This window comes from Halorhabdus sp. BNX81, from assembly GCF_029229925.1.
Taxonomy (GTDB): domain Archaea; phylum Halobacteriota; class Halobacteria; order Halobacteriales; family Haloarculaceae; genus Halorhabdus.
Genome location: NZ_CP107254.1, coordinates 446,700 through 473,473, shown reverse-complemented (window position 1 = coordinate 473,473; position 26,774 = coordinate 446,700). Strand labels below are relative to the sequence as shown.

The window sequence follows — 26,774 nt, the reverse complement described above, 5'->3', positions numbered from 1 at the left end:
AGGCGAAATACGATGTCCGAAACGAACGCAGGAACCTGGCTGCTCGTCGGGATCGCGATCCTGGGTGTGCTGCTGGCAGTGCCCCTGATCAGCGCCCACGGGGACGGAATCGCACCCGAGGAGCCCAGCGAGAACTGGACGGAGCAGGAGAGACACGACGACCAGCCGGTCCGGATGCCCGCCCATGACTTGACTCATTCAGACGGCAACGTGACCACGTGGATGGCCGCCCACATAGGGATCAACGCAAGCGAGTGGTCCGACGACGTCGGGATCCACCCGGACGCGCCGAACGACGGCGACGCTGCCGACCGCCACGACGAGCGCGGTAGCCACGGTGGGACATACAAGGGTGGTCACGGATGCTGAGTGAGCGAGCGGGGTCCGATGACGACGATCGGACAGCCCAGAATGTCGAGTCTACCCGCTCGCGGGCGGAAGGGGGACGAGTCCGGCGCGGGATCGCCCGTGTCGGCGTCCTTGGCGTCGCCCTCCTCGCGACAGTCGGCACCGCGAGTGCCCAGCACGGCGGCGGTGGCATGATGGGCGGCGGCGGATACGGCGGGTTCGGCATCCCGGGGTTCGGCCTCGTGTTCTGGCTGTTGCTCGGCCTCGGTGTCGTGGGCCTCTTCGCCTACGCACGCGACGGCCGCCGGTTCCGCCCGGACACGGCGGCTGGGACCGCTCCCGGACAAGAACACACTGATCGCGCGCTCGAGACGCTCCGGGAACGGTATGCCAGAGGCGAACTCACGGACGAGGAATTCGAGCGCCGACGTGCGGAGCTCGAGCGATCGCGGTGAGAACGCGACTCCGACGGATTACCCGTCGGGGTCGTGTTCGCGAGGGGGTCACGCATCGTTCCAGAGATCGCCGAATCGCGTCTCCACCCACGGCAATACGACGTCGCGAATCACCGTCGTCAGGTCAGTGGGAAACTCCCGATCCTGTGCGTCCCCCGTGCTGGCGTCCGGCAGGGGATGGTAGTGATCGCGAGTGTTGTGATCCTGTTCGTGGCGATCGAACCGACACTGGCGCAACTCGCCGATATGCGTCTCCAGATACGAGACGTGAAAGTCGCCGTTCGTGTAGGCGCGGACCTCGAGACGGACCGCGTCGATCGACTCCGGATACGCGGCGGTATCGAACTCGATCACCAGGCTCTCCTGTCGGTTCGGGGGGAACAGTGACGCCCGGTTCACACTCGAGAGACGACCGAATATCGACTGCAGATGGTCCAGAAGGGCTTCGTTGGCCTGTCGCGATCCGTCCCCCGACACGGTCAGGCTGGTTCCGACCGCGAGGCGGAATCGTTCGCCCGTCGCTGTCGTACCGCCTCGAGTCGCTCGATCCGCCGTCTGACGGTCTGCCACTCGCTGACGTCCAGCCAGACCTCCTCGACGGCGTTGTACTCGGCATGCTCGAGTGCGTCGACGGCCTCGGGATCGCTGACGCCGTAAGTCTCCCGGAACGCCGCATCCCGATCGGTGAGCTCGGCGAGACGCTCGCGTAACTCCGCAGTCGAGAGCTCGGCGAGGCGCTCGCGTTTGCGCCACTCGAAGTACGACTCGTTGCGTCGGTAGGTCTCGGGTTGCTCGGAGACTGCCTCGAGAACGCCGATGTCGGCGAGTCGTCGACAGTGCCGACGGGCTGTATCGGGCGTACACTCGGCCCTGTCGGCGATATCGGCGATCCGGGCCGGCTCGTAAAGCTGGAGTGTGACCCGGTACACTCGCTCGTCCGTCGGCGCGTCCGCGAGTTCCGCCTCGAACTCCGCGGCCACGTCGAACGTCGGTGCCATACAGAACGCTTGTCGGCACTGGCTAATATATTTTTGTGTAGACGATATTATTCGGTAGCTACCGGTTTTCGCCACTCTCCAGCGCTACATCGCGGCGAGGATGGCTTCCTTGTCGGATTCGACGGTGTCGATCGGCTGGATGCCGAACTCCTCGACCAGCAGGTCGGTCACGTTTTCCGAGAGGAACGCGGGCAGCGTGGGGCCGAGTCGGATGTCCTCGACGCCCTGGCTCAGGAGTGCCAGCAGGACAGTCACGGCCTTCTGTTCGTACCAGGCGATGTCGAAGGCGATCGGCAGGTCGTTGACGTCCTCGACGTCCAGAGCGTCGCCGAGAGCGTTCGCGATCCGGATGAGCGAGTAGGAGTCGTTACACTGGCCGGCGTCGAGCACGCGCGGGATGCCGTTGATGTCACCCAGATCCAGCTTGTTGTAGCGGTACTTCGCACACCCGGCCGTGAGGATGATCACGTCATCGGGGAGCTCCTTGGCCAGTTCGGTGTAGTACTCTCGTTCCTTCTGCCGGCCGTCACACCCGCCCATGACGACGAACCCGCGGATGTCGCCGGCCTGAATCCCCTCGATGATGTCGTCGGCCCGGTCGAGGACGGACTTGTGGGCAAAGCCGTTCGCGATCGTCCCGGATTCGAGTTCTTCCGGCGGTTCGGCGTCCTTCGCGGCCTCGATGAGGGCCGAGAAGTCCTTCTGTCCGCCCTCATCCCGGTCGGCGATGTGGGGCGTGTCCGGGAACCGAACGACGCCGGTCGTGTAAACCCGATCGGCGTAGGAATCGTTGGGGGGCACCAGGCAGTTCGTCGTCATCAGGACGGGGCCGTTGAACGCCTCGAACTCCCGGTGTTGCTCCCACCAGGCGTTGCCGTAGTTGCCGACGAAGTGGTCGTACTCCTTGAAAGCGGGGTAGGCGTGGGCCGGCAGCATCTCGCCGTGGGTGTAAACGTCGACGCCCTCGCCCTCGGTCTGTTCGAGGAGTTCCTCCATGTCCTTCATGTCGTGGCCGCTGATAAGGATCCCCGGCCGGTCGCGCGTGCCGATGTCGACCTCGGTCGGTTCGGGATGGCCGTAGGTCTCAGTGTGGGCTGAGTCAAGGAGTTCCATCACTTCGGTGGCTATCTCGCCGGATTCGAGGACGAGTGCGGTGAGTTCCTCGACGCCGAGATCGTCATCGAGCGTCGCCGCCAGGCCACGCTGGATGAACGCGAAGACCTCCGCCTTCTTTTCGCCCAGCACGTAGGCATGATCGGCGTAGGAAGCGGTTCCCTTGAGGCCGTATGTGAGCAGCTCACGCAGCGATCGGACGTCCTCGTTGTCGGTCGCCTGGACGCCGATTCCGGCGGGCGTCGCCTTCGCGTGAAAGTCGTCGGAATCCTCGCCGGACCAGGTTGCAGCTTCCGGGAGGCTTTCGTCGTCGAGTTCGCCGTCGGCAGCCTCGAGTTCAGCCCTGAGTGACTCGCGGCGCTGTTGGGTTTCCTGGAGCTGATCTTCGAACCACTCGGGGTCGAAGTTGACGTTCGTGACCGTCGAGAACAGGCTCTCGGCGATGAAGACGTTCGTCTCTTCGTCGACGATCCCGGCCTCTCGGGCGCGCTGAGCGATGTACGACAACCCCTTGAGTTCCCAGACGAGCAGGTCCTGCAGGCTGGCCGTCTGAACGTCCTTCCCGCAGACGCTGACGTCGGTACAGCCCTCGTTGCCCATCGTCTCCTGGCACTGATAGCAGAACATACTGCTCATGCTGAATCACTCCTCAGGTGGCAGACATGATCGTCAAACGGACCATTCGGGTCGGCTACTACCGTTCGAAATGGGCGTAAGTTCATTCGCACTCGTTTCTCGCCGCGCGATAGACTACCCAATTTCCCCGAACATGTTCAATCCGGGATCGGAGCCACGATACGGAAAGCGGTGGGCGATGGCTCCGAAGTCGCGCTCTAGCTCTCAAGGACGAGCGGTTCGTACCACTCGCGGTTCGCCCGGTACCACTCGATGAACTCGGAGACACCTTCACGGATCGACCGTGTCGGTTCGTACCCGAGTACCGCCGTGGCCTTCGAGATGTCCGCGTGGGTCGCTTCGGCGTCGGCGTCGTGACGGTCGGCGTAGTCCAGATCGAGACCGGGCGCGAGTTGGTCACGGATCTCGGTCGCCAGCGTCTCGATGTCGATAGTTCCCGAACTCCCGATGTTCAACACCTCGCCGTCGGCGGCGTCCGTCGATAGCAGCGTCTCGTTCGCCGCGACGATATCTTCGATATAGGTGAAATCCCGGATCTGGGAGCCGTCGCCGTAGACCACGGGCGGGTCGCCGTTGATCGCCCGCGAGACGAAGTTAGAGATCGCCATGTTCGGCCGCATCCGGGGGCCATAGACGGTGAAGTACCGCAGCGCCACGGCGGGGAGGTCATAGACGTCCGCGTAGGCGCAGGTGTAGCGTTCGGCAGCGAGCTTCGAGGCCCCATAGGGGCTGACTGGCATCGCCGGGTCAGTCTCCGAGAAGGGCAGGTATTCCTCGCGACCGCCGTAGACTGAAGAGGAACTCGCGACGACGACGCGCTCGATCCCGTGATCGCGAGCCGCGTCCAGCACGTTCAGCGTACCGTCGACGTTGATGGCGTCGTACTTGCGCGGATTCTCGACGCTGGTCCGGACGCCGGCCTGGGCGGCCTCGTGGAAGACGAAATCAACGTCGGCGACGAGTTCTTCCACGAGGTCCGCGTCGCGAACGTCTCCCTCGACGAACTCGTAGGAGCCGTCACCGTCCGTGCCGGCCTCCCGGCCCTTCTCGATGTTGTGACGCTTGAGATCGACGCTGTAGTACGGATCGAGATTGTCGAGGATGACTACGTCGTGACCGTCTGCGGCGAAGTGCTCTGCGAGGTGCCCGCCGATAAAGCCCGCGCCGCCGGTGACCAGAATCTTCATGCGCATTGATATAACGGGGCGAGCAAAAATCCGTCGGAAGCGTCGGGATGGCACCGATAGCGTCGTCAGGACGACGATTCAGGGGCGTCAGCCTCGGGGCCGGATACCTGGAGGCGCTCCTCGGCGCGGTCGCGGTCCTCGGGGTAACCGACGTCGATACGCCAGCCGTCGAGCCGGATCGCGTCGATGGTCCGCCCGCTCTGCAACAGGAGGTCGATCGCGTCGCTGATCTCGTACTCGCCGCGGTCGGACGGCTGGACGAGCTTGGCGGCGTGAAAGATGGCCGGCGAGAACGTATAGAAGCCCGTCATCACCAAATTCGACGGCGGGTCGTCGGGTTTTTCGATCACCTCGACGATCTCGCCGTAGTCGTTAGTATCACAGACGCCGTAGCGTGAGGCCTCGTCCATCGGGACTTCCTCGACGAGGAACGCCGCATCCGTGCGACTCTCGCGCTGGCGCTTGACGACGTCCTCGAGGTTCGCCCGGAAGATGTTGTCCCCAAGCATCAGCATGAAGTCCTCCTCGACGTGCTCCTCGGCGGTCAACAGCGCGTGGGCCAACCCTTGCTGTTCGCGCTGGTGGGTATACGTGATCGGCACGCCCTCGAATTCGTCGCCGTAATGGCTGATGATGTCCTGTTTCTGATAGCCGACGACGACGATAAGTTCGTCCACGCCGAGTTCGAGCAGTTGCTCGAAACTGTGCGTCAGGAGGGGCTTGCCGTCGACCTCGACCATCACCTTCGGCTTGTCCTCGGTCAGCGGTCTGAGGCGGGTGCCCTTGCCGGCGGCGAGTACGACAGCTTTCATCGGATCGATATTTTCGTCCGGGGAGTATATGCCTTGCCGTCGGTCAACAGGGTCGGCGCGACTCGGCAAAATCGTGGCAGGGATAGCGGCTTACCGTCGTTCGGTCGCGGCCCTCATTCCGAGCCACGCAGTTGAGACATCGCGGCGTCGCCGGACCAGTCCTCGATGAGGTCACCGACCGTGGTTGCGTTCGTCGACGCTCTATCGCGTCCGCGGGTGTCTCGATCGACTGACGTGGAGAGCGGAATCAGCGGGGTCGACCTCCTCTTGCATCTCAAGCGGGTATGCGGCCCGATTCCCGAAAGCGATCCCGATCGCACGACTGTGGGAGGAATTACCCGTGAAACCCACGTTCGAACGTGAATCGGATGTCGAAAGGGAAACGACCAAATCCGAAGGGCCTGAAATCCCAACGATGCACGTAAGCGTCGTCGGCAGCGGATACATCGGCACGACGATCGCCGCCTGGTTCGCGGAGTTGGGCCACACAGTCACGAACGTCGATATCGACGAGGACGTCGTGGCAGCCGTCAATAACGGCGAAGCACCCATCCACGAGCCCGGCCTGGACGAGCTCATGGCCGAATACGGCGGTGACTCGCTAGTCGCGACCACGGACTACGACGAGATAGCTGACAGCGACGTCACGTTCCTCGCGCTGCCGACCCCCTCCAAGGCCGACGGCAGTATCGACCTCTCAGCGATGGAAGCCGCCGCAGCGTCACTCGGCGAGGTCATCGCCGAGAAGGACAGCGATCACCTCGTGGTCGTCAAGAGTACCGTCATCCCCGGGACGACCGCCGAGACGATCGCCCCCGCCATCGAGGACGCCTCGGGGCAGACCGTCGGCGAGGGGTTCCGGATCGCGATGAACCCCGAGTTCCTCCGGGAAGGGTTCGCCCTCGATGACTTCAAGGATCCCGACAAGATCGTCATCGGTGCCGAGGACGAGCAGGCCGTCGAGACGCTGAAGCGGGTCTACGAGCCGCTGGTCGAGGCCGCCGCGGGCGATCCCGCGATCGTCGAGACGGGGATCCGCGAGGCCGAGATGATCAAGTACGCAAACAACGCCTTCCTCGCGACGAAGGTCAGCCTCATCAACGAACTCGGGAACATCTGCAAGGAGTACGGCGTCGACGCCTACGAGGTCGCCGACGCCATCGCGCTGGACCACCGCATCGACGAACACTTCCTCCGCTCGGGCCTGGGGTGGGGGGGCAGCTGCTTCCCCAAGGACGTCGCGGCGATCCGCGCCGCCGCACGCGACCGCGACTACGATCCCGTCCTGCTCGACGCCACGGTCGAGGTCAACGACCGCCAGCCCGAGCGACTCCTCGACCTGCTGGACGACCACACCGACGTCGCCGGCCAGCGTGTCGCCGTGATGGGCCTCGCGTTCAAGCCTGGGACGGACGACATCCGCTATACGCGAGCCGTCCCGGTCATCGAGGGGCTACTTGAACGCGACGCCGAGGTCGTCGCCTACGACCCCGTCGCGACCGAGAACATGCGCGAGCAGTACCCCGATCTCACCTACGCCGACAGTGCGGCCGAAGCTTTAGAGGGTGCCAGCGCGGCGCTGTTCGTCACCGACTGGGACGAGTTTGGGGCCCTCGATGCGGAGTTCGAGGCGATGGCTGACCCCGTCGTGATCGACGGTCGCCGGATCGTCGAGCCCCGGGACGGCATCGAGTACGACGGCCTGACCTGGTAAGGGTGAAAGAGTCAATTCAGGTAATTGGCTGGGAAATAGATACCAGACGGGTGAGACCCTGACGAACGTTTATATATCGACACGATCAATGTCTTTATACAATGTCAAGCATCGTCCGAACCGAGGACATCCTCGGGGGAGAACCGCGGATCGAGGGGACCCGAATCGGCGTCCGACACGTCGCCGGGAAAGTAGTCGATGCAGGGTATGCACCCGCCTACGTAGCTGATCAGCTCGATATCTCGTTGGGGGCCGTCTACGAGGCCCTCTCGTATTATTATGACAACATCGAGGAAATCCGGGCGATCGAACGCGAGAACGCGGAGACGCGCGACCGGTTGCGTGAGTCGTCGCTGCAGCCGAAAGAACCGGTTTCATGAGTCAGCTGCTTCTAGACGAACACGTCAGCCGGATTTGCGAACACGTGCTTCGGGACCGCGGATTCGACGTCAGCCAGGCAAAAGATCGGTTCGGCGAATACACGACAGACGAGGAGTTGCTCCAATGGTGTGACCGAAACGACGTCGTGTTGGTGTCGAACAACGCGAGGGATTTCGAATTGCTGCATCGCAAAACGGACCACGCTGGACTGCTGATCTACTATGACCAGTCACTACCCGACGACGATCCGGAGGGATTCGCTCGGACTGTCGAAGAAGTGTTCGAACAGTACGGAGCCGAGGAACTCCGTGACGAATACGTCGAGATCGACACGTGGTACGAGTGGTTACAGGATTGACCCCCTCTTCTTCCGCCGTTTCGAGACAGACCACGAACCGTTTTGTACGCCGCGAACCCACACGCACCTATGACAGCGTTTGGCTTCCTGAGCGTCGCACCGGTCATCGAAGGCAGCATGTCGGGCGAGGTCGCCAAGGCGGTCGCGGCGATCGAGGAACACGACGTCGGCTACGAGACCACGCCGATGGGGACGATCATCGAGGCCGAGGACGCCGACGCGCTCTTCGAAGCGGCCGCCGACGCCCACGCGGCGGTCGACGCCGATCGCGTCGAGACCTTCCTCAAGATCGACGACAAGCGCGCCGTCGAACACGCTGCCGGCGAGAAAGTCGAGTCCGTCGCCGAGGAACTCGGGCACGATCCCAAACGCGACGCCGAGGAGTAAGACCCCTCGCGTTGGGACGTGACACCGGACCGGTACCAACTAGCCGGGAGGGATGGGTTTTCAGGGTCGGGGATCGATCGGGGCGTATGGACCAACTCAATCGCCTCGGCACCGAACTCGTCGACGAGGCCATCGACTTCGCCGACGAGCTCGGCATCGCGGAGTATCGACTCGACAACGAGACGACGGTCCTCGACTTCGGCGTCGAGCACGCTGGTGGCGTCGAAGCGGGGCTGATGCTCACCGAGATCCAGACCGCGGGACTCGCCTCCGTCACCACGCGACTGGAGTCGGTCGGCGACGCCGCCCTCCCCCACGTCGAGGTGACGACCGACCACCCGGCACTGGCGCTGCTCGCCGGGCAGAAGGCCGGCTGGGAACTCGCGACCGAGGATTTCGAGGGGCTGGGTAGCGGCCCCGCACGGGCCTTGGTCGCCAGAGAGGAAATCTTCGAGCGGCTGGAGTACGTCGAGGCCTTCGACTTCGCCGTGCTCGCCGTCGAGAGCGACGCGCTGCCGACCGAGGCGGCCGCAGCCCAGGTCGCCGACCTCGCGGGCGTCCCCGAAAGTAGCGTCTTCCTCCCGGCGTTTTCGACGGCGTCGATTACCGGCAGCGTCGCAGCGGGCGCGCGAGCGAGTGAATCTGCCGTCTTCCAGCTGTTTGAATTGGGCTACGATCCCGAAGATGTCCACTCGGTATCGGGCGTCGCACCCGTCGCGCCCGTCGCCGAAAGCGAGGAGGCGGCTATCGCGCGGACGAACGACGTACTCGCCTACGGCGGTCGCGTCCACCTCACCGTCGAGAGCGAGTTCGACCGATTCGAGGAGATCCCCTCGACGGCAGGCGAGGAGTACAGTCAACCCTTCGCCGAGATCTTCGAGGACGCCGACTGGGACTTCGAAGAACTGCCCGCGGAGGTCTTCGGCCCCGCGCAGGTCACCGTCGACGTCATCGGTGGGGAGACGGCCGTCTACGGCGAGACCGACGAGGCACTACTCGTCGAGAGTTTCGGGCTGTGAGATGAGCGACGGAAACGACTGGGATCCGGCGGCCTACGAGGATCACGCGTTCGTCTACGAGTACGGCGAGTCGCTGCTGTCGCTGCTCGATCCACAGCCGGGCGAGCGGATCCTCGACATCGGTTGTGGGACGGGAGAACTGACAGCCGAGATCGCAGCGAGCGAACCTGAAGTCGTCGGGATCGACAGTTCCGCCGAGATGATCGACGCCGCCCGCGATCGACATTCCGAGCCGACGTTTCGGGTGGCCGACGCGACGGCGTTCGACCCCGACGAGTCGTTCGATGCCGTCTTCTCGAACGCTGCCTTCCACTGGATCGACGATCAGGATGCACTGCTCTCGACCATCGCCGACGCGCTGGTCCCGGGTGGCCGGCTGGTGGCGGAGTTCGGTGGCCGCGGGAACGTGGCCGCGATCAACGGGGCACTCCAGTCGGCACTCCGGGAGCGGGGATACGACGCCGAACTGCCGTGGTATTTCGCGAGTATCGACGAATACGCGCCACGGCTTTCGGATCACGGATTCGAAGTCCGCTTGGCGCGGCTGTTCGACCGGCCGACCGAGCTCGAGGGTGGCGAGAACGGCCTGCGGCAACTCTACGACATGTTCTGTGACGACCTGCTCGACCATCTCGACGACGAGACCCGGGCGGCCGTCATCAGCGACGCCGAAGACGCCCTGCGGGAGGAATACTTCGACGGCGAGACCTGGACGGCGGACTACCGCCGGCTGCGAATCGTTGCTGTCAAGGAGTGAACGATCGTCACTCCGCCAGCCAAGAGCGGTTCGTGAATCACTCCGCCAGCGAAAAGCGCTCTGTGAAGTCGATATCGAGGGACGTGGTCACGCCCTCGTAGTCGGTCTCGATTTCGGCGATAATCATGGCTGAGAGGGTGCCGGCCAGGGTGAAAGTCCGTCCGTCGGCGTTGTCCGTTGTCGTTTTGAATCAGCGGCCCGTCGAATCACTCAATGACCGTCGACGCCGTGCTGTTCGATCTTGACGACACCCTCTGTGAGTATCGCCGCCCCGCCGGGGACGTGCTGTCGGCGGCCTTCGACCGGGTCGGCGTCGAGCCATGGTTCTCCGTCGAGACGTTCTACGATCGCTTCGAGGAGTTCACACGCCCGGGTGACGACATCCGGGACCTCCGCCGGCGGAGTTTCGCGGCGTTCGCCGAGGAGGCGGGACTCGACGAAGACGTGGGCAGGGCTGTCGCCGAGGCCTTCGAGGCCGAGCGCGACCAGTCGAACGTCCGGTTTCTGCCCGGCGCCCGGGAGGCCGTCCAAACGGCTGCCGAGCGGTATCGCGTCGGCCTCGTCACCAACGGCGACCCGTGGATGCAGTCCCAGAAACTCGCCGGCCTCGGGATCGGAGACCGCTTCGAGACGATCGTACACGGCGGCCACGACGCGGCCTACAAGCCCGATCCCGAACCGTTCTACACGGCACTCGACGAACTCGATGTCGATCGCGACCGGGCCGTCCACGTCGGCAACTCCCTCTCGGCCGACGTCGCCGGCGCACACAACGCCGGACTGCGGTCGGTCTGGCTCGACGGGGACGCCAGCATCGACCCGGACCCCGTCCCCGATCATCGGGTCGAGTCGATGCACGACGTGGCCGAGGAACCCTGGCACTAGCGGAAACCAAAGGAGGCCAGTGCCGGTTCAAAGCCCGAGACCGGCCAGGACGAACAGCAGGCCGAGAAAGGCGATGAACGCACCGGAATATCTGTACATCGAGACTTTCCACGGCGCCGCCTCCGTCTCGGCGGCCGAGTGCGTGCTCCCGATCGCGTCCAGTTGCTCGGAGAGGTCCGCGATCGAGCGAGCGCCGACGATCGACGCGACCCCGGCGAGTGTGAGTCCCAGACCCAGAGCGACCTCTGCGATGTCGACCATGCGTGACACTACGACGATCAGTTCAAAAGTATTTTGTTGATATCGTCGACAGATTCGACCGATAGAACCCGGGTCGAGCAGTACCAAGAGATTTTACCCACCCAAGCGAACGGTCGGGTGAACATGGCACTCGAGAGTCTACGCGAGACGGTCTACGAGACGCTGATGGCACTGCCGGAAAACGACCTCGTCAGGGGCACCAGCGGCAACGTCAGCGGTCGTGAGGGTGATCGGGTCGTGATCAAACCCAGCGGCGTCAACTACGACGAACTCTCGCCGGAGAACCTCGTCGTCGTGGACATGGACGGCGAGGTCATCGAGGGCGATCTCAAGCCCTCCGTGGACACGGGCGCACATCTCCACATCTATCGGGCAAACGAGGAACTCGGCGGGATCATCCACACTCATTCGACGTACGCGACCGCCTTCGCCGCCGCCGGGCGGGAACTCCCCGTCTACGTCACCGAACTCGCAGACACCTTCGGCGAGTCGATCCCCGTCTCTTCGTACGTCCCGCCGGGGACCGAAGCCATCGGCGAGGAGTTCGCCAAGCACACGGGCGAGGGGAAGTTCCAGGGCCTGCTGATGAAGAACCACGGCCTGTTCGCCGCCGGTGACACCCCCGGCGACGCGCTGAAGGCCGCGCTCCACATCGAACACAGCGCGAAGATCTCCTCGATTGCCGAGGACCTGGGCACGCCCGAGGAGATCCCCGACGAGGAGGCCGAACGCCTCAACCAGGAGTATCTCGAGGGCTACGGCCAGGAGTGATTCCGATGGACGGACAATACCTCGTGGGGACGGACATCGGGACGAACAGTACGAAGACGATCATCGTCTCGCCGGAGGGCGAGGTGCTGGGCTCCGGGAATGCCGGCTACGAGGTCGAACAGCCCGAACCGTCGTGGGCCCAGCAGTGGCCCGATGTCTGGGTCGAGGCCACCTACGACTCGATCCAGCAAGCCATCGACGAGGCCGAGGTCGACCCCGCCGAGATCCGCGGGATCAGCATCTCCAGCCTCTACGGCGGTGCGGGCGTCCCCCTCGATGACGAGGGGGAACCGGTCTACCCCTGTCTCATCTGGATGGACCGCCGCGCGACCGACCAGGTCGAGTGGGTCAAGGAGAATGTCGACCTCGATCGGCTCTTCGAGATCACCGGCAACTACGTCGATTCGTATTACGGGTACACGAAGATCCGCTGGATCAAGGAACACGAGCCCGACGTCTGGGACGATATCGAGAACTTCGTCCCGCCGAACAACTACGTCGAGTACGTCATGACCGACGAGCTGGCCGTCGATTACTCTTCGGCCGGCAACGTCGGCGGGGTCTTCGACATCCACGAGCTGGAGTGGTCCGAAGAAGCCTGCGAGATGCTCGAGATCCCGGTCGAGAAGTTTCCCGAGCGACTGGTCCCCTCCGAGGAGATCGTCGGTGAGGTGACCGCCGATGCGGCCGAAGCGAGCGGGCTGCCGGAGGGGACGCCGGTGCTCGCTGGCGGCGTCGACGCACCGATGGCGACGCTGGCCGCGGGAGCCTTCGAGGAAGGCGACAACGTCAGCATGATGGGGACCTCGACGTGCTGGGGGACCATCCACGAGGGTGCGGGTCTGGATCAGCAGCTCGTCTCGATGCCCCACGTCGCCGACAGCGACGAGAAAATCTACACCTGGGGGGGCTCGGCCACGACTGGCGGGCTGATCGAGTGGTTCAAGGACGAGTTCGGCGGTCCCGAGGAACAGGCCGGCGAACTCGTCGACGTGGATCCCTTCGAGTTGCTGAACATGAAGGCCGAGGACGTCCCGGCGGGATCGGAAGGGCTGGTCGCGCTGCCCTATTTCAAGGGCGAGCGCTCGCCCATCTGGGATCCGGACGCGCGCGGGATGTTCACCGGACTGTCGCTCTATCACGGCAAGTCCCACATGTACCGGGCGCTGATGGAGGCCGGCGGGTACAGCCTCCGGCACAACGTCGAGGTCGCCGAGGAGATCGGGATTCCGCTGAAGCCCGAGACCAGCGTCGTCGGCGGCGTTTCGAACTCCGAGCTGTGGATGCAGATTCTGGCCGATGTCACCGGTCGTGTGATGGAGGTGCCGGCCGGCGGCGTCGGCGCGCCGCTTGGCGACGCGCTGGTCGTCGGCGTCGGGACGGGACTGTTCGAGGACTACGACGTCGCCACCGAGTGGACCGAGACTGGGGAGGTGTACACGCCGGAGCCAGAGAACGTCGACATCTACGACGAGTACTACGACATCTACAAGCGACTCTATCAGAACACCAAAGACGAAATGCACGACCTCGCGCAGCTGTAAGGGTCGGGCCTACGGCGGTGTTCAGCTAAGTACCGAGCAACGAGAGCGTTTCTGTCGGCTATGAATCCAAATCCTGGTGGAATGAAAGGGCGAGTCAGTTTCGGGAACCCCGACGACGTGAGCACTGCAGGGCGCGAAGCGACCGAAGCGCGCAGCAAGTCGCGGGACCGAAACTGGCGAGGGCTTTCAGAGCAGTCTCACTCAGTTTGAGTCCTTATCTTAGCTACCAGCCCTACGCTTCTCGCACCCAGACAGCCATCTCGCCGGGGTCGCGGTTGTCCCAGGCGTAGTAGGGGACGGCGGTGATCGACACGTTCTCCGTCGCAGTTTCGACAGCGGGCCGGTAGAGTTCATCGTCCCAGCCGTCGAGTGACGGCACCGTGGCGTCGCCGTCGAGGACTGTCACGCCCTCGAGCAACTCGTCGTGATGAACCGCCTCGAATGTCGCGTCGGGATCGATCGCGTACTGGTGGAGGGGCCGGTCGTGATCGACGCCCTCCAGACAGTACACCAGCGGCCCGCGCGTCAGTGCCACCCGGCCGGCGTCGGCCGCGACGGCGGGGTGGGCTTGCAGGATTTCGACGCCCATCCCGAACTCGACGCTGACCTCGGCGTCCGCCCACTCCCGGTCGAGCGTGACGTACGTCGGCGCGTCCGCGGCGTCGACGGCCGTGTCGACCGCCTCGCCGTCGACAGTGATCGAGACGTCCTCGGCCCAGCCGGGCACCCGGAGCCGGAGGGCGAACGTGGCTGGTTCCGCGGCGTCGATGTCGAGCGTGACGCTGCCCTCCCATGGCAGGGCAGCATCCTGGCTGATCGAGACGCCCGTTCCGCCGACCGATAGCTCGGCCGTCCCGCCGACGTACTGGTTGACGTAGAGTGCCTCGTCGTCGTCGGTGGCGTAAAGATACCGTTCGAGCGAGGCGAGCAATCGCGCGACGTTCGGCGGACAGCACGCACAGTCGAACCACCCCTCCCGGTGGCTGTCACCGTCACTCGCGAGCGGGTTGTCGTAGAAGAACTCCCGCCCATCGAGCGAGACGCCCGGCAGTACGGCATTATACAGCGTCCACTCGATCAGGTCAGTGTACTTTGCGTCGCCAGTCGCTTCGAACAGGCGCTGGTTCCAGAAGATGCTCCCGATCGCTGCGCACGTCTCGGCGTAGGCCGTCTCGTTCGGCAGGTGGTAATCGATCGTGAAGCGCTCGCCGGGGTGCTGGGAGCCGATCCCGCCGGTGACGTACATCCGCCGCCGGGTCATGTTCTCCCAGAGGGCATCGAGGTGGGCGAGCAGATCATCGTCGCCCGTCGCGGCGGCGACATCGGTCGCACCGGCGAAGTAGTACATCGCCCGGACGGCGTGGCCCTCGACGGCCTCCTGGTCGCGAAGCGGGGCGTGGGCCTGGTTGTAACTCGCGTCGTACGGTTCGACCTCGGCGTCCGCCCACTCGTCGTCGCCCTCGACGTCGTCGTTCTCCGCCGTAGCGTCGTCAGTACCCTCCTCGGCGTCGCCATCGCTGTCGGCGTCTTCGTCGTCCGCCCCGATCTCACCGTCACCCTCCGCACCGCCCTCGTCGCCCTCCCACTCCTCGAGCGTCGCGATCTCCTCGCGGTGGTCGTTCTCCCACGCGAAGCGATCGGTATTCCCGCGCACGTCGACGAAGTACGCCGCGAGGTCGCGATACCGGTCCTCGTGGGTCACGGCAGCGAGTTTGATCAGCGCGAGTTCGATCTCCTGGTGGCCCGGCGCGCCGTCGATCTGCTGGGGAAACATCTCGTCGACGTGATCGGCGAAGCTCCGCGCCACGTCGAGCAGGGTTTCCTTGCCGGTCGCGCGGTAGTGCGCGACCGCGGCCTCGATCAGGTGGCCCCCGCAGTACAGTTCGTGCATCGTGTTGAGGTTGCTCCAGCGTTTCTCGGGTACCTCCAGGTCGAAGTAGGTGTTGAGGTAGCCGTCGGCCCCCTGGGCATCGGCGATCAGATCGATCACCTCGTCGACGCGGGCTTCCAGGTCGTCGTCGTCCCGCGAGGCAAGGACGTAACTCGCCGCCTCGATCCACTTGTAGGCGTCCGAATCCTGGAACCACATGCCACTGTGCCCGCCGCGTTTGCCGTCGCGTACCCGCCGGAAATTGTCGAGCGTGCCCGCCTCTTCGAGTTGCTCGTACTGGTATTCGACCGTGACGTCGCGATTGCGTTCGCGCCACGGCGTCCAGAACTCGTCGTCGATCGTCACGGTCTCGATCGGGGGGGACTGCCGGTTCCCGTCCATGATTCGATGGCTGGATAGTCTCCACGATAAGCGTTTGTATCCGACGCCGACTCGCCCGGAGACACGAAAATAGCTGCCCGATCAGTGATCCTACCGGTAGAGCTGTCGGAACAGCGCAAGCACGTCGCCGGCGTCGACGTCTCCGTCGCCGTCGAAGTCGTACGCCCCGGCGTTTTCCTGGACCATCCCGCTGTCGCGGTTGTTCAACAGCGACCGCAAGTCGGCGATATCGGCGTCGCCGTCGCCGTCGACATCCTCGTGACGACCGTCGCCGTCGAGGTCCTGGGGCGGTCCCTCGCCGCCGGGCAACGCGCCGGGCGGGGTCTCGGTTTCGTCGTCGCTATCGTCCTTTTGGCCCCCACCGGCGTCGCTCTCGCCGAGTGTGACCGTCACGGTGCCGGTGTCGTCGCCGATCTCGACCGCGCGTTCGGCAGTTTGGTCGCCGTCGGTCGCCGTGATCGTGTAGGTGCCCTTGAACCCGTCCGTGGCGTAGACACCGTCGCCGTCGGTCGTGCCGGATTCCTCGGTCCACCACTCCTCGAAGACCAGGCGCTGATACTCCTCACCATGTGGACGGAGCGTCCAGTCCTCGCTGTAGTAGCGCTTGGGTTCACCACTCTCGTCCCAGAAGCACCAGGACATCACCCCCTCGACGGCCTTGTGGCTGAACGCCGCCGTGAGCACGTCACGGACGTAGTCAGCCTGGGCCTCGACCTTGGCCTCGTCATCGCGGGTGTCCATCTGGACGTCGAACTCCGTGATCTGCAGCGGGACGCCGTGTTCGCCGAAGCGGTCGAACACCGAGAGGAGTTCCGCGGGCGGCGTCAGGTTGGTGATGTCGAAGTGGCCCATGAACCCGATCCCCTCGACGCCGGCATCGTTGTCCATGAGCCAGGTGATGAACTCGTCGTAGGGGTCGCGATAGCTGCTCCCGGCGATGATGTTCATCTCGTTGACGTACATCTGGGCGTCCGGCGCGGCATCGTGGGCGGTCTGCCACCACTCGAGGGCGGCCTCCCGGCCGATCTGTTCGCGGATGTTGGGCTGCCAGATCGGGTGGTTGTGCATGTCCCACTCGACGAAGTCGCCCCGGAACTCGCTGGCGCGCGTGCGGATCCGCTCGGTGACGAGGTCGTTGATCGCCGCGTCGGACTGCTCGGCGTCGATGTTCATCCAGTCCCATTCCTCCCAGACTAACGCGTGGCCCCGTGTCGGGACGTCGTTGTCGAGCAACCACTGGATGGCGCGGCGCGCCGTGTCCGCATTGACGGCTTCGCCCCACTCGCCGCTCCAGGGTGAGACCTTCAGTGCGTTCGTGAGAACGCCCTTGTTGAAGTTCTCCAGCCACGTCCGGCGGTAGGTCTCGGCGACGTCAGAATCCCATCGGTCGCCGATCTGGGAGAGCGTGAACTCGCCGCCGAAGTCGAAAGCGTGTTCGGCCATCGCGACCTCGACGTCGGCGTCGGCGACGGCGTTCCCGTCGCCATCGAGCACTTCGACCTCGACGTCGGTCTTGCGGATCTTCTCGATCCGATCGTGGGCCGCCTGGCGCCACTGGGCGTCCGCCCCGCGGCCGTCGTAGTCATACGAGACGAGCAACTCGTTGAGTCGCCCGGCCGTGACGTCCGTGTCGCTGTAATCGATCAGCGCCATCCCGCCGAAGTCGATCGTCTGTGCGGTGAATCCGGTCCAGAACTCGAAGAACGGCTGGAACTCGGAGCCGTCGGGTTTCTCGCCGATCTCGACGACGAAGTAGTGACGCTGCCAATCTGACCCGGGAGAGACGTTCGCCGGGCTGACGACCATGTTGCTGGAGTAGCCCGTCGAGCCGTCAGGGTTGGTGTACTCCCACTTGAACCCGGCCTGGGTCTGGACCTCGGCGTCCGCGCTTGCCGTGTCCACACCCCTGAGGTACGCCACCCCGAGGAGGACGTCACCCTGGCTGAACGACCGGTCATCGATGGAGCCCTTGTACGTGTAGGCGTAGGCGTTCTCCGGCGTCTCGGTGACCTGGAGTCTGTCGGCGATCGTGATCGGCACGTCGTCGGCCGAGACGTCCATCTCGGTTTCGGTACCGCCCTCCCCGCCGTTGTGGCTGAACGCGTCCAATGGCGCCTTCTCGGTCCCGCCGTAGACGAACTCCCCTGCTGGAAGCCCCCGCTCGTCGGTGAGTTCCTCCCTGAGCGTCCGGTGATATTGGTCGAGGTGCTCGTCGGCCGTGACCGAACCGATCGCTCCGGTCCCCACTGCCGTACTCGCGCCGAGTGCCCCGATCGATTTGAGAAACGTGCGCCGGTCGCTGTGACTGTCGCCGTCATCGTTCATTGGTGCCATTTGTCAGGGTGTCGTAACAACATGGTTTATTGTTTTTGATCGAGCGCACAGGCACAGACACGGCGAGGCGACGACATGCCGCCGAACAACGAGGCCAGCAAAATCAGTAGACGGGACTGGAATCAGACGTCGACGGTCAGCGCCACGACCGAACTCGCCGGCACCGTGACCTCGAACGTCCCGTCGCCGGTCGCCTCGACGTCGATCTCCTGGGGCGCGAACGCCTCCGCGTTGTCCTTCCGCGAGTACGCCTCGACGTCGGTGTCGGCGAACAGCACCGCGCTGTCGCGGACAGTTGCGCCATCGTCGTCGAGCGTAAGGGTGACGTCCTCGCTCTCCAGGGCCCGGTTCGACAGCGTCACGTAGATCTCCTCGTCGTGCTCGGAGGCCGAGGCACTGACCAGCGGCACGTCGTAGGGTTCGTCCTCGACCTCGCGCTCGTCGGTGTCGACGACCGTATCGAGGGCCGTCCCGCCGGCGTGGCCCTCGTAGAGGTCGAACACGTGATAGGTCGGGGTCGGCCAGGCGTCGTCCTCGTCGGTCTGGACCAGGCATTGCAGGACGTTGACTGTCTGGGCGATGTTCGCCATCGCGACCACGTCGGCCCGCTCGTGGAGGTCGTCGAAGACGCCGGCCGCCGAAATCGCGTCCCGGACCGTGTTCTCCTGTTCGAGGCCGTTCGTGTTGGTCGCTTCGGGGTGCCAGACGCCCCACTCGTCGACGACGATACTGATGTCGGATTCGGGCGCGTAGATCGACAGCGCGTCGACGGCGTTGTCGACGTCGCCGCCGACTTTGCGAGAGCGCGCGAGCAGTCGGAAGTACTCCTCGTCGTCGAAGTCCGTGTCGCTGCCCGCCTCGTAGTACCGGTGGACGGACATGTGCTCCATCAGGTCGTAGGGACCCTCGGTGAAACTCGCACACTCAGAGAGCGCGTCGAGGAACTTGCGGTTCCAGTCGTCGTGGATGTGCCCGACGGAAACGAGTTCGACGTCTTCCTCGCTCAGGAGGCCGTCGACGCTGCGGAGGTAGGTTGCGAAGCGACGGAACTCCTCGGCGTATTGTTCCGGACTCATCCGGCCGCCACACCCCCAGTTCTCGTTACCCACGCCCCAGAACTTCACGTCGTGAGGCTCCTCGCTGCCGTTTTCCGCCCGGCGGTTCGCGAGTTCCGTGTCCCCGTCGTAGTTGCAGTACTCCAGCCAGTCGGCCGCCTCGCCGGGCGACCCGCTGCCGAGGTTGGCCGCGAGGTACGGTTCGGCGTCAAGCAGATCACAGACCCGCATGAACTCCTCCGTGCCGAACTCGTTCGGCTCTTCGGGGATATCCGCACGTCCCTGCGTCCAGAACGCGTTGCGGCGGGTCGGCCGCTCCTCGCGCGGTCCGATCCCGTCCTCCCAGTGGTAGTCGTCGGCGAAACACCCGCCGGGCCACCGCAGGACAGGCATGTCCAGATCCGCGAGAAGCTCGATCGTGTCCATGCGGACGCCGTCCTCGGTCGGGACGCGGTCGTCCTCACCGACCCACAGTCCGCCGTAGATACACCGCCCGAGGTGCTCGGCGAAGTGGCCATAGAGGTTCGGATCGATCTCGGCGATCGGTTCGCGCTGCTGGACGTGAATTGCAGAGCCCATAGCCTAGTCGAGCGGCCAATTCGTATTTATAAATTGTGTTCGAAGGAACGCAGCCGTCCGGCGGATTCGACGGGCGATCCGTGGGAGTTTCGACGGCGCGACACGGCGGGAACTCAGAGTCTCGCGACGAACCCGCCGTGCTCGGCGACGGGGACCGACAGCGTCCCGCCCGGGGAGACCTCACGCTCGAACGCTTCGAGGCCCGCGCCGTCCCCGGCGTCGGTCGTGACGGTCGCCGTCGTCGAGCCGTCGAGGAAGTCGAGATCGGGCAGGGACACCTCGATCGTCCGGGCGGGCCCGGCCGTGATCGACCCGACGAACCACTGCTCACCCCGCCGACGGGCGAGCGTCGCCTCGCTTCCGGGATGACCGCCGAGGAAGACCGTCTCGTCCCAGGCTGCGGGGACAGCTTCGAGCACGTCTTCGGCGAGTGGATAGTCAGCGTAGCTCTCGATGCTGTCGGCGTAATGCTGGAGGCCAGACTCGTAGACGACCGACAGCGCGAGTTCGTGGCCCGCCGAGGTGAGTCGCCGGTCGGCCGAGAACGTCACTGGCGTGTAGTCCATCGGCCCCACCACGTTGCGGGTGAACGGCAGGATCGCGTTGTGCTCGGGCGTGTTCGTGTCCCACTTGTAGTACTCCGCGCCGCGGACGCCCTCGTAGGTCAATATGTTCGGATAGCGCCGCCGGAGGCCCGTCGGGACGGCCGAGCCGTGGAAGTTGACGGTGAGTTCGTGCTCGGCGGCATCGGCGGCCAGATCAGTGTAGAACTGCATCCGCCCCTGGTCGTCGCTATCCATGAAGTCCACCTTGATCCCGGCGACGCCCCACTCGCTCCACTGGGATAATCGCTGCTTGCGCTTGCTCTCGGTGTTCAAGTCGATGAAGTTGGCCCAGACTTCGATGCCGACGCCTCGCTCGTCGGCGTAGTCGACCAGGTCCTGCAGCCACGCTTCGTCCCAGCCCGCGTCGACGAGGGCGTACTCCCAGCCGCGCTCTTCGGCGTAGTCGACGTAGTCTTTCAGCGTCTCGAAATCGCGGACTTGCGACCCGCTGGACCACCACGACCACGCGACGCGACCCGGTTCGACCCACTCGGGATCGAACGCCGGCCCCTCAACGAGGTCGGTCGGCAGCGTCGACTCGACGACGGTCGCCAGGTCGCCGACGATGGCGACCCGCCACGGCGAGGTGACGGGGTCGTGGCCCCAGACGTGGGAGGTCGGACTCGCCTCGGGGAACGCGATGTCGACGCCGACCGGGTGATCGTCGGCAGGGGTGAGTCGCCCGGCCATCCAGGTGCCGTCGACGCCGGCCTCAGCGATGAGTGCCCAGGACTCGCCGACGCGAAACAGGCCGGGGAGGTTGTACTCGCCCTCGAGGGCGGTCACGGGCGACTGGCAGCTGTGACCCTCGTGGTTGGCCTGGTACTCCGAGACCCAGGCGACTGCCCCGTCGGGGAACCGGAATCCGGACTCGTCGCCGGGCAGGAGATACTGGTCGTGGTCGCCCTCGATGTGATACCGGTAGGCGACGCCGTCGGTGGCGACCCGGATCTGGAGGTCGACGGTCCCGCCGTCGCCCGCGAAGGTCAGCGTCGTCTCGGTCGCCAGATGGTGCGGGTTCGATTCCTTCCCGTGGGAGAGTTCGTAGGTCTCGTCGATCTCGGCTTGGGACTGCTCGCGCAGATCGAAGTCGTCCGGGAACTGACCGTACGGCGTTCTGATGCCATACGGCGATGGATCGAGCACGCGAGTGCCGTCGTGTTCGAGCGATATCGTCCCGTCAGGATCGACCTCGGCGGTGAGTCCGCCGGTCGGATCGGTGATCGTGACCATGCCCGCGGGGTTCACTCGACGGGATAATGAATCAGGGGGTGACGCCGCCGGACGAAGAGTGGGCAAGGCGGCCCGGCCGCGTTCGTCCGCACCCATCGATCATTTTTTACTCGCGGTCGTCCGATCTGTGACTATCTATGTCACCCATCCCGCACGGCACGGACTTCGATGACCTGGAAGTGTGGTTCCTCACCGGGAGCCAGCACCTCTACGGCGAGGAGACGCTCGACCTCGTCGAGGAACACGCCCGCGAGGTCGCCGCCGGACTCGACGATGACGACCGGATCCCGGTCAGCGTCGAGTTCAAGTCAGTCCTGACGACGGCCGACGCCATCGAGTCGGTCGTCAGAGAAGCCAACGCCAGCGAGGACTGCATCGGGCTCATCACCTGGATGCACACCTTCTCGCCGGCGAAGATGTGGATCCGTGGCCTGCAGGCGCTGGACGTTCCCTTCGTCCACCTCCACACCCAGTTCAACCGCGAGTTGCCCTACGACGAGATCGACATGGACTTCATGAACGCCAATCAGTCCGCCCACGGCGGTCGCGAGTTCGGCCACATCGTCTCCCGACTCGACATCGACCGGAAGGTCGTCGTCGGCCACTGGGAGGACGACGGCGTCCGGGAGCAACTCGACACCTGGGCTCGCGCGGCTGCCGCACGTCACGAACTCCGGGGCGCGAAGATCGCCCGCTTCGGCGACAACATGCGCGACGTCGCCGTCACGGAGGGCGACAAAGTCGAAGCTGAGATGACCCTCGGGGCGACCGTCAGCGGCTACGGTCTGGGCGACCTCGTCGAATTCGTCGAGGACGTCACCGAGAACGAGATCGACGACCTCGTGGCGGAGTACGACCAGCAATACGAACTCGCGCCCGATCTCCGGGCCGACGGCGATCGACGCGAGTCGCTACGGGAGGCCGCCCGGATCGAACTCGGGATCAGAGCCTTCCTCGAAGACGGCGAGTTCGTCGGCTTCACCACCACCTTCGAGAACCTGACCGGCCTGGAACAGCTCCCGGGCCTGGCCGTCCAGCGGCTGATGGCCGATGGCTACGGGTTCGGCCCTGAGGGCGACTGGAAGTCGGCGCTGTTGACCCGGGCGATGAAAGTCATGGGCCGGGGCCGAGAGGGCGGCACCTCGCTGATGGAACACTACACCTACGATCTCACCGCGGGCGACGAGAAGGTCCTCGGGGCGCACATGCTGGAGATCTGTGAGTCGATCGCCGGCGAACAGCCACGCCTGGAGATCCACCCGCTCGACATCGGCGGGAAAGCCGACCCGGTCCGGGCGGTCTTCGACGCCGACACCGGCCCGGCGATCAACGCCTCGCTCGTCGACATGGGCGATCGCTTCCGGCTCATCACCAACGATGTCGAATCGGTCGGGCCGGACGAACCGCTGCCCGAACTCCCCGTCGCGCGGGCGGTCTGGAAACCCGAACCCGACTTCGAGACCGCCATCGAGGCGTGGATCAAAGCCGGCGGTGCTCACCACACGGGCTACAGCCAGGCCGTGACGAGCGAGCACCTCGAAGACTTCGCGTCGATGACCGATATCGAGCACCTCCACGTCGGCGAGGATACCGATATCGCGGACGTCGAAAGCGACCTCTCGTAAAACGAATCGCAGTATCGGGGATAGCGTTACTCCACGCCAGTGACGTCCGTCACCGTCCCGACGCCCTTCGAACGCCCCTCCCGGAAGACGGCCCCACCACCCCCTCAACTTTTAGAAAACTCACTCAGATCGCCACGTGAAAGTGACAGAAGATTATAAAGAATTGGTCCGGGGAATGTTCGGAATTTTTGGAAAATGAAAATTGACACGTAACACATTTGATTTACCAGCCCACACTTTATATCATCCAATGGCACTGTTCAGATCAGATTCAGTCGATGCGCCTACTTTGGAAGTGACATCGCAGATGATCGGTAACCCCATCGAAGAGGCAAGATTTCAACTCGAAAGTGCGATCGAAACGCATTTTGATGCGGTTCATCGGCCCCTTTCGAGATTCGATGTTGATGAAAAATTCAACCCCGCGGAATTTGACGACCCTACTTCGATTCGAGATGTGGCTTATGACTCCGACAGCGAGTGCTATGAAGCGGAGAGGTTGATCCGTATTGGTGAAATAGGAGAGGGGATGAAGACGATCACGATCACGGATCTGCCAATCTACCATAAGCGCCGAAATAATATATTCGGGATGTCATATTTGGCTGGAGATATCTCTCTTGTTACAACGGCCGAATTCTATGAAGATGGACAGTGGACCGACCAGTCATCGGAGTGGATGCGAAATGAGGTTATCAAACTGATGGGCCAGATGCTCGGTGTAGCTGACTGTACCACCGAAGGGTGTGTAATGCAATACACTGGCAATAAGCAAGCGCTTTCCGAACTGGATGAATACATTTGTGGTGAATGTTGCGAAACTATTGGTGAAGAGCACCTTCGTTGACCGGCTATATTTCTTCTGGATCGACACCTAAACGACGAATTCGAGCACTTATAGGAGGATGGTGGGCCATCCATTGTCTGGGGCGGTTGAATAATGACACGTTGGCATCCTGACTAGGTTCTACCGATTGTAATCGATTGTTGATTACCTGAAGACCATGAGCAAATGTCGTTGCCCCCACGTGTTTCGCCGCAATTTCGTCAGCAAGATATTCATTACACCGTTGTCTCGCGATGTACGCCCAAAGAGAAGGAAGGATAGCCCCGAGACTCGTCGCAATCAGGAACAGATTTCCCAGATAGTTTCGTTTGAATGTGGCCATGAAAATGTATACTAATGAAATCCCGATTATAATAACAAGCGTGCGCCCACGGAGGAATCCTAGCCAGAGACCCAGAAAGCCTACATACGAAGTCGATGCCTTGTGAAACGCTTCTAGTACCAAAGAGCGGTGATAGATATGTCCCAGTTCATGGGCGAGAAGACTTTTCACAATATCCCGATCAAGGCCCGCGACTACTAGTCGTGGTACAATTATCAGGTTCTCGTCGGCGAATATAATTGAAAGAGTGTCCATACCCCCTGAAATGATGACCCGTGGTGGTTCGATACCCATAGCCAGTGCGACATCACTCGCATCTTGTTGGATATCCATACGGTACTCCTTTGCTTCGAGCCAATCTGTAGAGTCATTGGCCGGGTGTATTCGAGTGTTGATCAGTTCCAGAATGACTATGGTCGACAGGAGACAAACTAGACTCAATCGTTTCATTCCGAATTCCAAAAGAAGAAGTGATGAAAGGGAAACGAGCCCCCCTTGATAAACCGTTAGCAATCTACTCGTTTGACTGGCTTCCATCGAGCAATCAAAAATCGTTTGCAAGTATCAATCACTCCACGCCTGTCACGTCCGTCACCGTGCCGACGCCCTTCGAGCGCCCCTCCCGGAAGACGAAGCGCTGGCCTTCCTCGACCAGATACGGCCGGAACTTGAACCGAACGCGCGCCCGCCCGCTGTCGCCCGGAAGTAGCTGGCCGCCCTCGGGATAGAACGCGGCGGCCTCGCTGATTGTCTCTAAGTGCACCACGGGTTCGTAGCCCTCGCCGATCCGCGTCGGGTGGTTGAGCACCATCACCTCGGCCTCGAACTCCCGGACCGGTTGGGGATCGGCTTCGCGGGGCAGGAGGACCATCCCGCGTTCGACGTCCTGTTCTTCGACGCCTTTCAGCGCGATACCGACGATCCGACCGGCACGGCCCTCGTCGACGCGGTGGTAGTGCATCTCGATAGAGCGGGCCTCGACTTCGCGGAAGGTGCCATCGGCCATCGGCCCCAGCAGGAGTTCGTCACCGGCCTCGACGCGGCCGGCGTTGATCGTCCCCGAGGCGACCGCGCCGACGCCGGTGACGTTGTAGGAGCGGTCGACGTACATCCGGAACTGCGCGGTCTCGTCGCCACCGGTCTTGGGGAGTCGCTCGAAGAGTTCGTCTAAGGTGTCGAGTCCATCGCCCGTGACGGCGCTGGTCGTCACCACGGGGACGACGGTCTCTGAGATCTCCTCGATCGCGGCGTCGACGCCGTGGCGCTCGACCGGCAGCGGTGTCTTCTCGACGTCCCGCAGCAGGCGCTCGACCTCACGCTCGACTGTGGCGATCCGGTCGGCGTCGACGAGATCGGCCTTCGTGATGGCGACGATCGTCGGCAGTTCGGTCGCCAGCAGGATGCCCAGGTGTTCGCGGGTCGTCTTGGTGGGCCCATCGTCGGCAGCAACCGTCAACAGGCCGTAATCGAGCTTCTGGCCGACGAGCCCGCGGATCGTGGTCCGGAGCCAGGGCTCGTGGCCGACCGTATCGACGAAGCTCACGAGGCGGTCGGCCTCCTCGACGATCCGTGCGCGGTCGGTCTTCCGGTCGGGGTTGTCCATCCGGACGGGGCCGTCGTCGTCGAAGCCGTAGACGCCATACGAAAGATCGGCGGAGAGGCCGCGCTCGACCTCGTGGGGGCGAATATCCATGTACGAGCGCGTCCCGCCCTGGCCGTCGTCGGCCTGGCCCGTTACGAGCGAGCCGACGAGGGTGCTCTTGCCGTGGTCGACGTGGCCGGCGGTCCCGACAACGATGTGCTCGTCGTCGTCCATGACCGCGCCCTCCCGGATCGTCGCCACACCGGCGATCCCGCGCTCGCCGGACTGGCCACGGACGGCATTGCCCTCCCCGTCGACCCCCCAGGTCTCGACGTCCTCGATGTGCGCCCCGGCTTCGTCGGCGAGCAGCGAGAGGACGTCCATCGATTCGGAGAACGCCTCGGGGTCGATACCAGCCAGGTTCCCGTCGTCGGTGATCCCCACAACGTAGGTCGCCTCGCCGTCGCCGCTGAGGACGCGGTGGCGAAGCTGGGCGGCCAGACTTTCGAGGCGACCGTCGACGAGGTGCGTATCGCGAGTCAGGCGTTCCTTGAACTCGACGCTGCCGCCCTCGCGCTCGCCGCGCTCGATCGCGCGTTCGAGGACGGCCCGGTCGGGAGTCATGCCAACAGGTAACGGTGGTGTCCCCAAAAACCTTCCCCGGAAATCACCGCGCAGCGTCCCCGATAGGAGC

The 26,774-nt window shown here is 64.0% G+C and carries 25 protein-coding genes; 13 read left to right on the top strand and 12 right to left on the bottom strand.

Annotation, left to right across the window (positions count from 1 at the left end):
• Window positions 1-12 precede the first annotated feature (12 nt).
• Both HBNXHr_RS02310 and HBNXHr_RS02305 read left to right on the top strand, forming a co-directional pair.
• Window positions 13-369, top strand: a complete 357-nt coding sequence (locus HBNXHr_RS02310; protein ID WP_275883006.1) for a hypothetical protein — start codon at window positions 13-15, stop codon at window positions 367-369.
• The gene (locus HBNXHr_RS02305; RefSeq protein ID WP_275883005.1) at window positions 363-803 is read left to right on the top strand and encodes an SHOCT domain-containing protein; all 441 of its coding nucleotides are present in this window, start codon (window positions 363-365) and stop codon (window positions 801-803) included. Before HBNXHr_RS02310 ends, HBNXHr_RS02305 begins: the two co-directional genes overlap by 7 nt.
• 48 nt (window positions 804-851) lie before the next feature.
• Here HBNXHr_RS02305 and HBNXHr_RS02300 read toward each other — a convergent pair whose 3' ends face one another.
• From HBNXHr_RS02300 to aglF, 5 genes are all read right to left on the bottom strand, one after another.
• Window positions 852-1,202 (bottom strand): hypothetical protein, encoded by a 351-nt coding sequence (locus tag HBNXHr_RS02300; protein ID WP_275883004.1) that lies wholly within the window; start codon window positions 1,200-1,202, stop codon window positions 852-854.
• An 80-nt stretch (window positions 1,203-1,282) separates the two neighbouring features.
• A complete protein-coding gene (locus HBNXHr_RS02295; protein WP_275739083.1) occupies window positions 1,283-1,801 on the bottom strand; it encodes an ArsR family transcriptional regulator in 519 nt (172 codons plus the stop codon).
• An 84-nt stretch (window positions 1,802-1,885) separates the two neighbouring features.
• Window positions 1,886-3,550, bottom strand: coding sequence for a hydroxylamine reductase (gene hcp, locus HBNXHr_RS02290; protein ID WP_275883003.1), 1,665 nt, complete (start codon window positions 3,548-3,550; stop codon window positions 1,886-1,888).
• Window positions 3,551-3,747: 197 nt separating this feature from the next.
• Window positions 3,748-4,737 carry an NAD-dependent epimerase/dehydratase family protein gene (locus tag HBNXHr_RS02285; protein ID WP_275883002.1) on the bottom strand — a complete coding sequence of 330 codons (990 nt, stop codon included), beginning with the start codon at window positions 4,735-4,737 and terminating at the stop codon, window positions 3,748-3,750.
• A gap of 65 nt (window positions 4,738-4,802) precedes the next feature.
• Window positions 4,803-5,549: a UTP--glucose-1-phosphate uridylyltransferase AglF gene (aglF, locus tag HBNXHr_RS02280; RefSeq protein ID WP_275739080.1), complete on the bottom strand. Its 747-nt coding sequence runs from the start codon at window positions 5,547-5,549 to the stop codon at window positions 4,803-4,805.
• Between the two features lie 415 nt (window positions 5,550-5,964).
• On the opposite strand from aglF, the gene aglM reads away from it, so the two are divergent.
• The 7 genes from aglM to HBNXHr_RS02245 all read left to right on the top strand — a co-directional run bounded on the left by aglM (window position 5,965) and on the right by HBNXHr_RS02245 (window position 11,050).
• The gene (aglM, locus tag HBNXHr_RS02275) at window positions 5,965-7,263 is read left to right on the top strand and encodes a UDP-glucose 6-dehydrogenase AglM (RefSeq protein WP_275883001.1); all 1,299 of its coding nucleotides are present in this window, start codon (window positions 5,965-5,967) and stop codon (window positions 7,261-7,263) included.
• Window positions 7,264-7,364: 101 nt separating this feature from the next.
• The gene (locus tag HBNXHr_RS02270; protein WP_275739078.1) at window positions 7,365-7,643 is read left to right on the top strand and encodes a DUF433 domain-containing protein; all 279 of its coding nucleotides are present in this window, start codon (window positions 7,365-7,367) and stop codon (window positions 7,641-7,643) included.
• Entirely contained in the window at window positions 7,640-8,002 is a 363-nt protein-coding gene (locus tag HBNXHr_RS02265; protein ID WP_008527195.1) for a DUF5615 family PIN-like protein, read from the top strand. Before HBNXHr_RS02270 ends, HBNXHr_RS02265 begins: the two co-directional genes overlap by 4 nt.
• Before the next feature lie 69 nt (window positions 8,003-8,071).
• Entirely contained in the window at window positions 8,072-8,389 is a 318-nt protein-coding gene (locus tag HBNXHr_RS02260) for a thiamine-binding protein (RefSeq protein ID WP_275883000.1), read from the top strand.
• A gap of 86 nt (window positions 8,390-8,475) precedes the next feature.
• The gene (gene mch, locus HBNXHr_RS02255; protein WP_275882999.1) at window positions 8,476-9,408 is read left to right on the top strand and encodes a methenyltetrahydromethanopterin cyclohydrolase; all 933 of its coding nucleotides are present in this window, start codon (window positions 8,476-8,478) and stop codon (window positions 9,406-9,408) included.
• Window position 9,409: 1 nt separating this feature from the next.
• Window positions 9,410-10,165, top strand: a complete 756-nt coding sequence (locus tag HBNXHr_RS02250) for a methyltransferase domain-containing protein (RefSeq protein ID WP_275882998.1) — start codon at window positions 9,410-9,412, stop codon at window positions 10,163-10,165.
• 213 nt (window positions 10,166-10,378) lie between these two features.
• Window positions 10,379-11,050, top strand: coding sequence for an HAD family hydrolase (locus HBNXHr_RS02245; RefSeq protein ID WP_275882997.1), 672 nt, complete (start codon window positions 10,379-10,381; stop codon window positions 11,048-11,050).
• 27 nt (window positions 11,051-11,077) lie between these two features.
• On the opposite strand, the gene HBNXHr_RS02240 is transcribed toward HBNXHr_RS02245, so the two are convergent.
• Entirely contained in the window at window positions 11,078-11,311 is a 234-nt protein-coding gene (locus HBNXHr_RS02240; protein ID WP_275882996.1) for a hypothetical protein, read from the bottom strand.
• Window positions 11,312-11,434: 123 nt separating this feature from the next.
• Here HBNXHr_RS02240 and HBNXHr_RS02235 point away from each other — a divergent pair, with 123 nt between their 5' ends.
• Complete coding sequence (locus tag HBNXHr_RS02235; RefSeq protein WP_275882995.1) at window positions 11,435-12,082, top strand: class II aldolase/adducin family protein; 648 nt, start codon at window positions 11,435-11,437, stop codon at window positions 12,080-12,082.
• Between the two features lie 5 nt (window positions 12,083-12,087).
• Window positions 12,088-13,626 (top strand): FGGY-family carbohydrate kinase, encoded by a 1,539-nt coding sequence (locus HBNXHr_RS02230; RefSeq protein WP_275882994.1) that lies wholly within the window; start codon window positions 12,088-12,090, stop codon window positions 13,624-13,626.
• A 232-nt stretch (window positions 13,627-13,858) separates the two neighbouring features.
• On the opposite strand, the gene HBNXHr_RS02225 is transcribed toward HBNXHr_RS02230, so the two are convergent.
• The 4 genes from HBNXHr_RS02225 to HBNXHr_RS02210 form a co-directional block, all read right to left on the bottom strand.
• On the bottom strand, window positions 13,859-15,898 hold the full coding sequence (locus HBNXHr_RS02225; RefSeq protein WP_275882993.1) for a beta-L-arabinofuranosidase domain-containing protein: 2,040 nt from the start codon (window positions 15,896-15,898) through the stop codon (window positions 13,859-13,861).
• A 90-nt stretch (window positions 15,899-15,988) separates the two neighbouring features.
• Window positions 15,989-18,223 (bottom strand): endo-1,4-beta-xylanase, encoded by a 2,235-nt coding sequence (locus HBNXHr_RS02220; protein ID WP_275882992.1) that lies wholly within the window; start codon window positions 18,221-18,223, stop codon window positions 15,989-15,991.
• 131 nt (window positions 18,224-18,354) lie between these two features.
• The gene (locus HBNXHr_RS02215) at window positions 18,355-19,866 is read right to left on the bottom strand and encodes an alpha-L-arabinofuranosidase C-terminal domain-containing protein (protein ID WP_275882991.1); all 1,512 of its coding nucleotides are present in this window, start codon (window positions 19,864-19,866) and stop codon (window positions 18,355-18,357) included.
• 113 nt (window positions 19,867-19,979) lie between these two features.
• Window positions 19,980-21,704, bottom strand: coding sequence for a glycoside hydrolase family 97 protein (locus tag HBNXHr_RS02210; protein ID WP_275882990.1), 1,725 nt, complete (start codon window positions 21,702-21,704; stop codon window positions 19,980-19,982).
• Window positions 21,705-21,841: 137 nt separating this feature from the next.
• Between HBNXHr_RS02210 and araA the strand changes: the two genes are divergently transcribed.
• Window positions 21,842-23,329, top strand: a complete 1,488-nt coding sequence (gene araA, locus HBNXHr_RS02205) for an L-arabinose isomerase (protein WP_275882989.1) — start codon at window positions 21,842-21,844, stop codon at window positions 23,327-23,329.
• 250 nt (window positions 23,330-23,579) lie between these two features.
• Window positions 23,580-24,176, top strand: a complete 597-nt coding sequence (locus HBNXHr_RS02200) for a hypothetical protein (RefSeq protein ID WP_275882988.1) — start codon at window positions 23,580-23,582, stop codon at window positions 24,174-24,176.
• A gap of 4 nt (window positions 24,177-24,180) precedes the next feature.
• Here the strand turns inward: HBNXHr_RS02200 and HBNXHr_RS02195 are convergent, their stop codons facing one another.
• Both HBNXHr_RS02195 and HBNXHr_RS02190 read right to left on the bottom strand, forming a co-directional pair.
• Window positions 24,181-25,035 (bottom strand): M48 family metalloprotease, encoded by an 855-nt coding sequence (locus tag HBNXHr_RS02195; protein WP_275882987.1) that lies wholly within the window; start codon window positions 25,033-25,035, stop codon window positions 24,181-24,183.
• Window positions 25,036-25,066: 31 nt separating this feature from the next.
• The gene (locus HBNXHr_RS02190) at window positions 25,067-26,704 is read right to left on the bottom strand and encodes a GTP-binding protein (protein ID WP_275882986.1); all 1,638 of its coding nucleotides are present in this window, start codon (window positions 26,702-26,704) and stop codon (window positions 25,067-25,069) included.
• Window positions 26,705-26,774 lie beyond the last annotated feature (70 nt).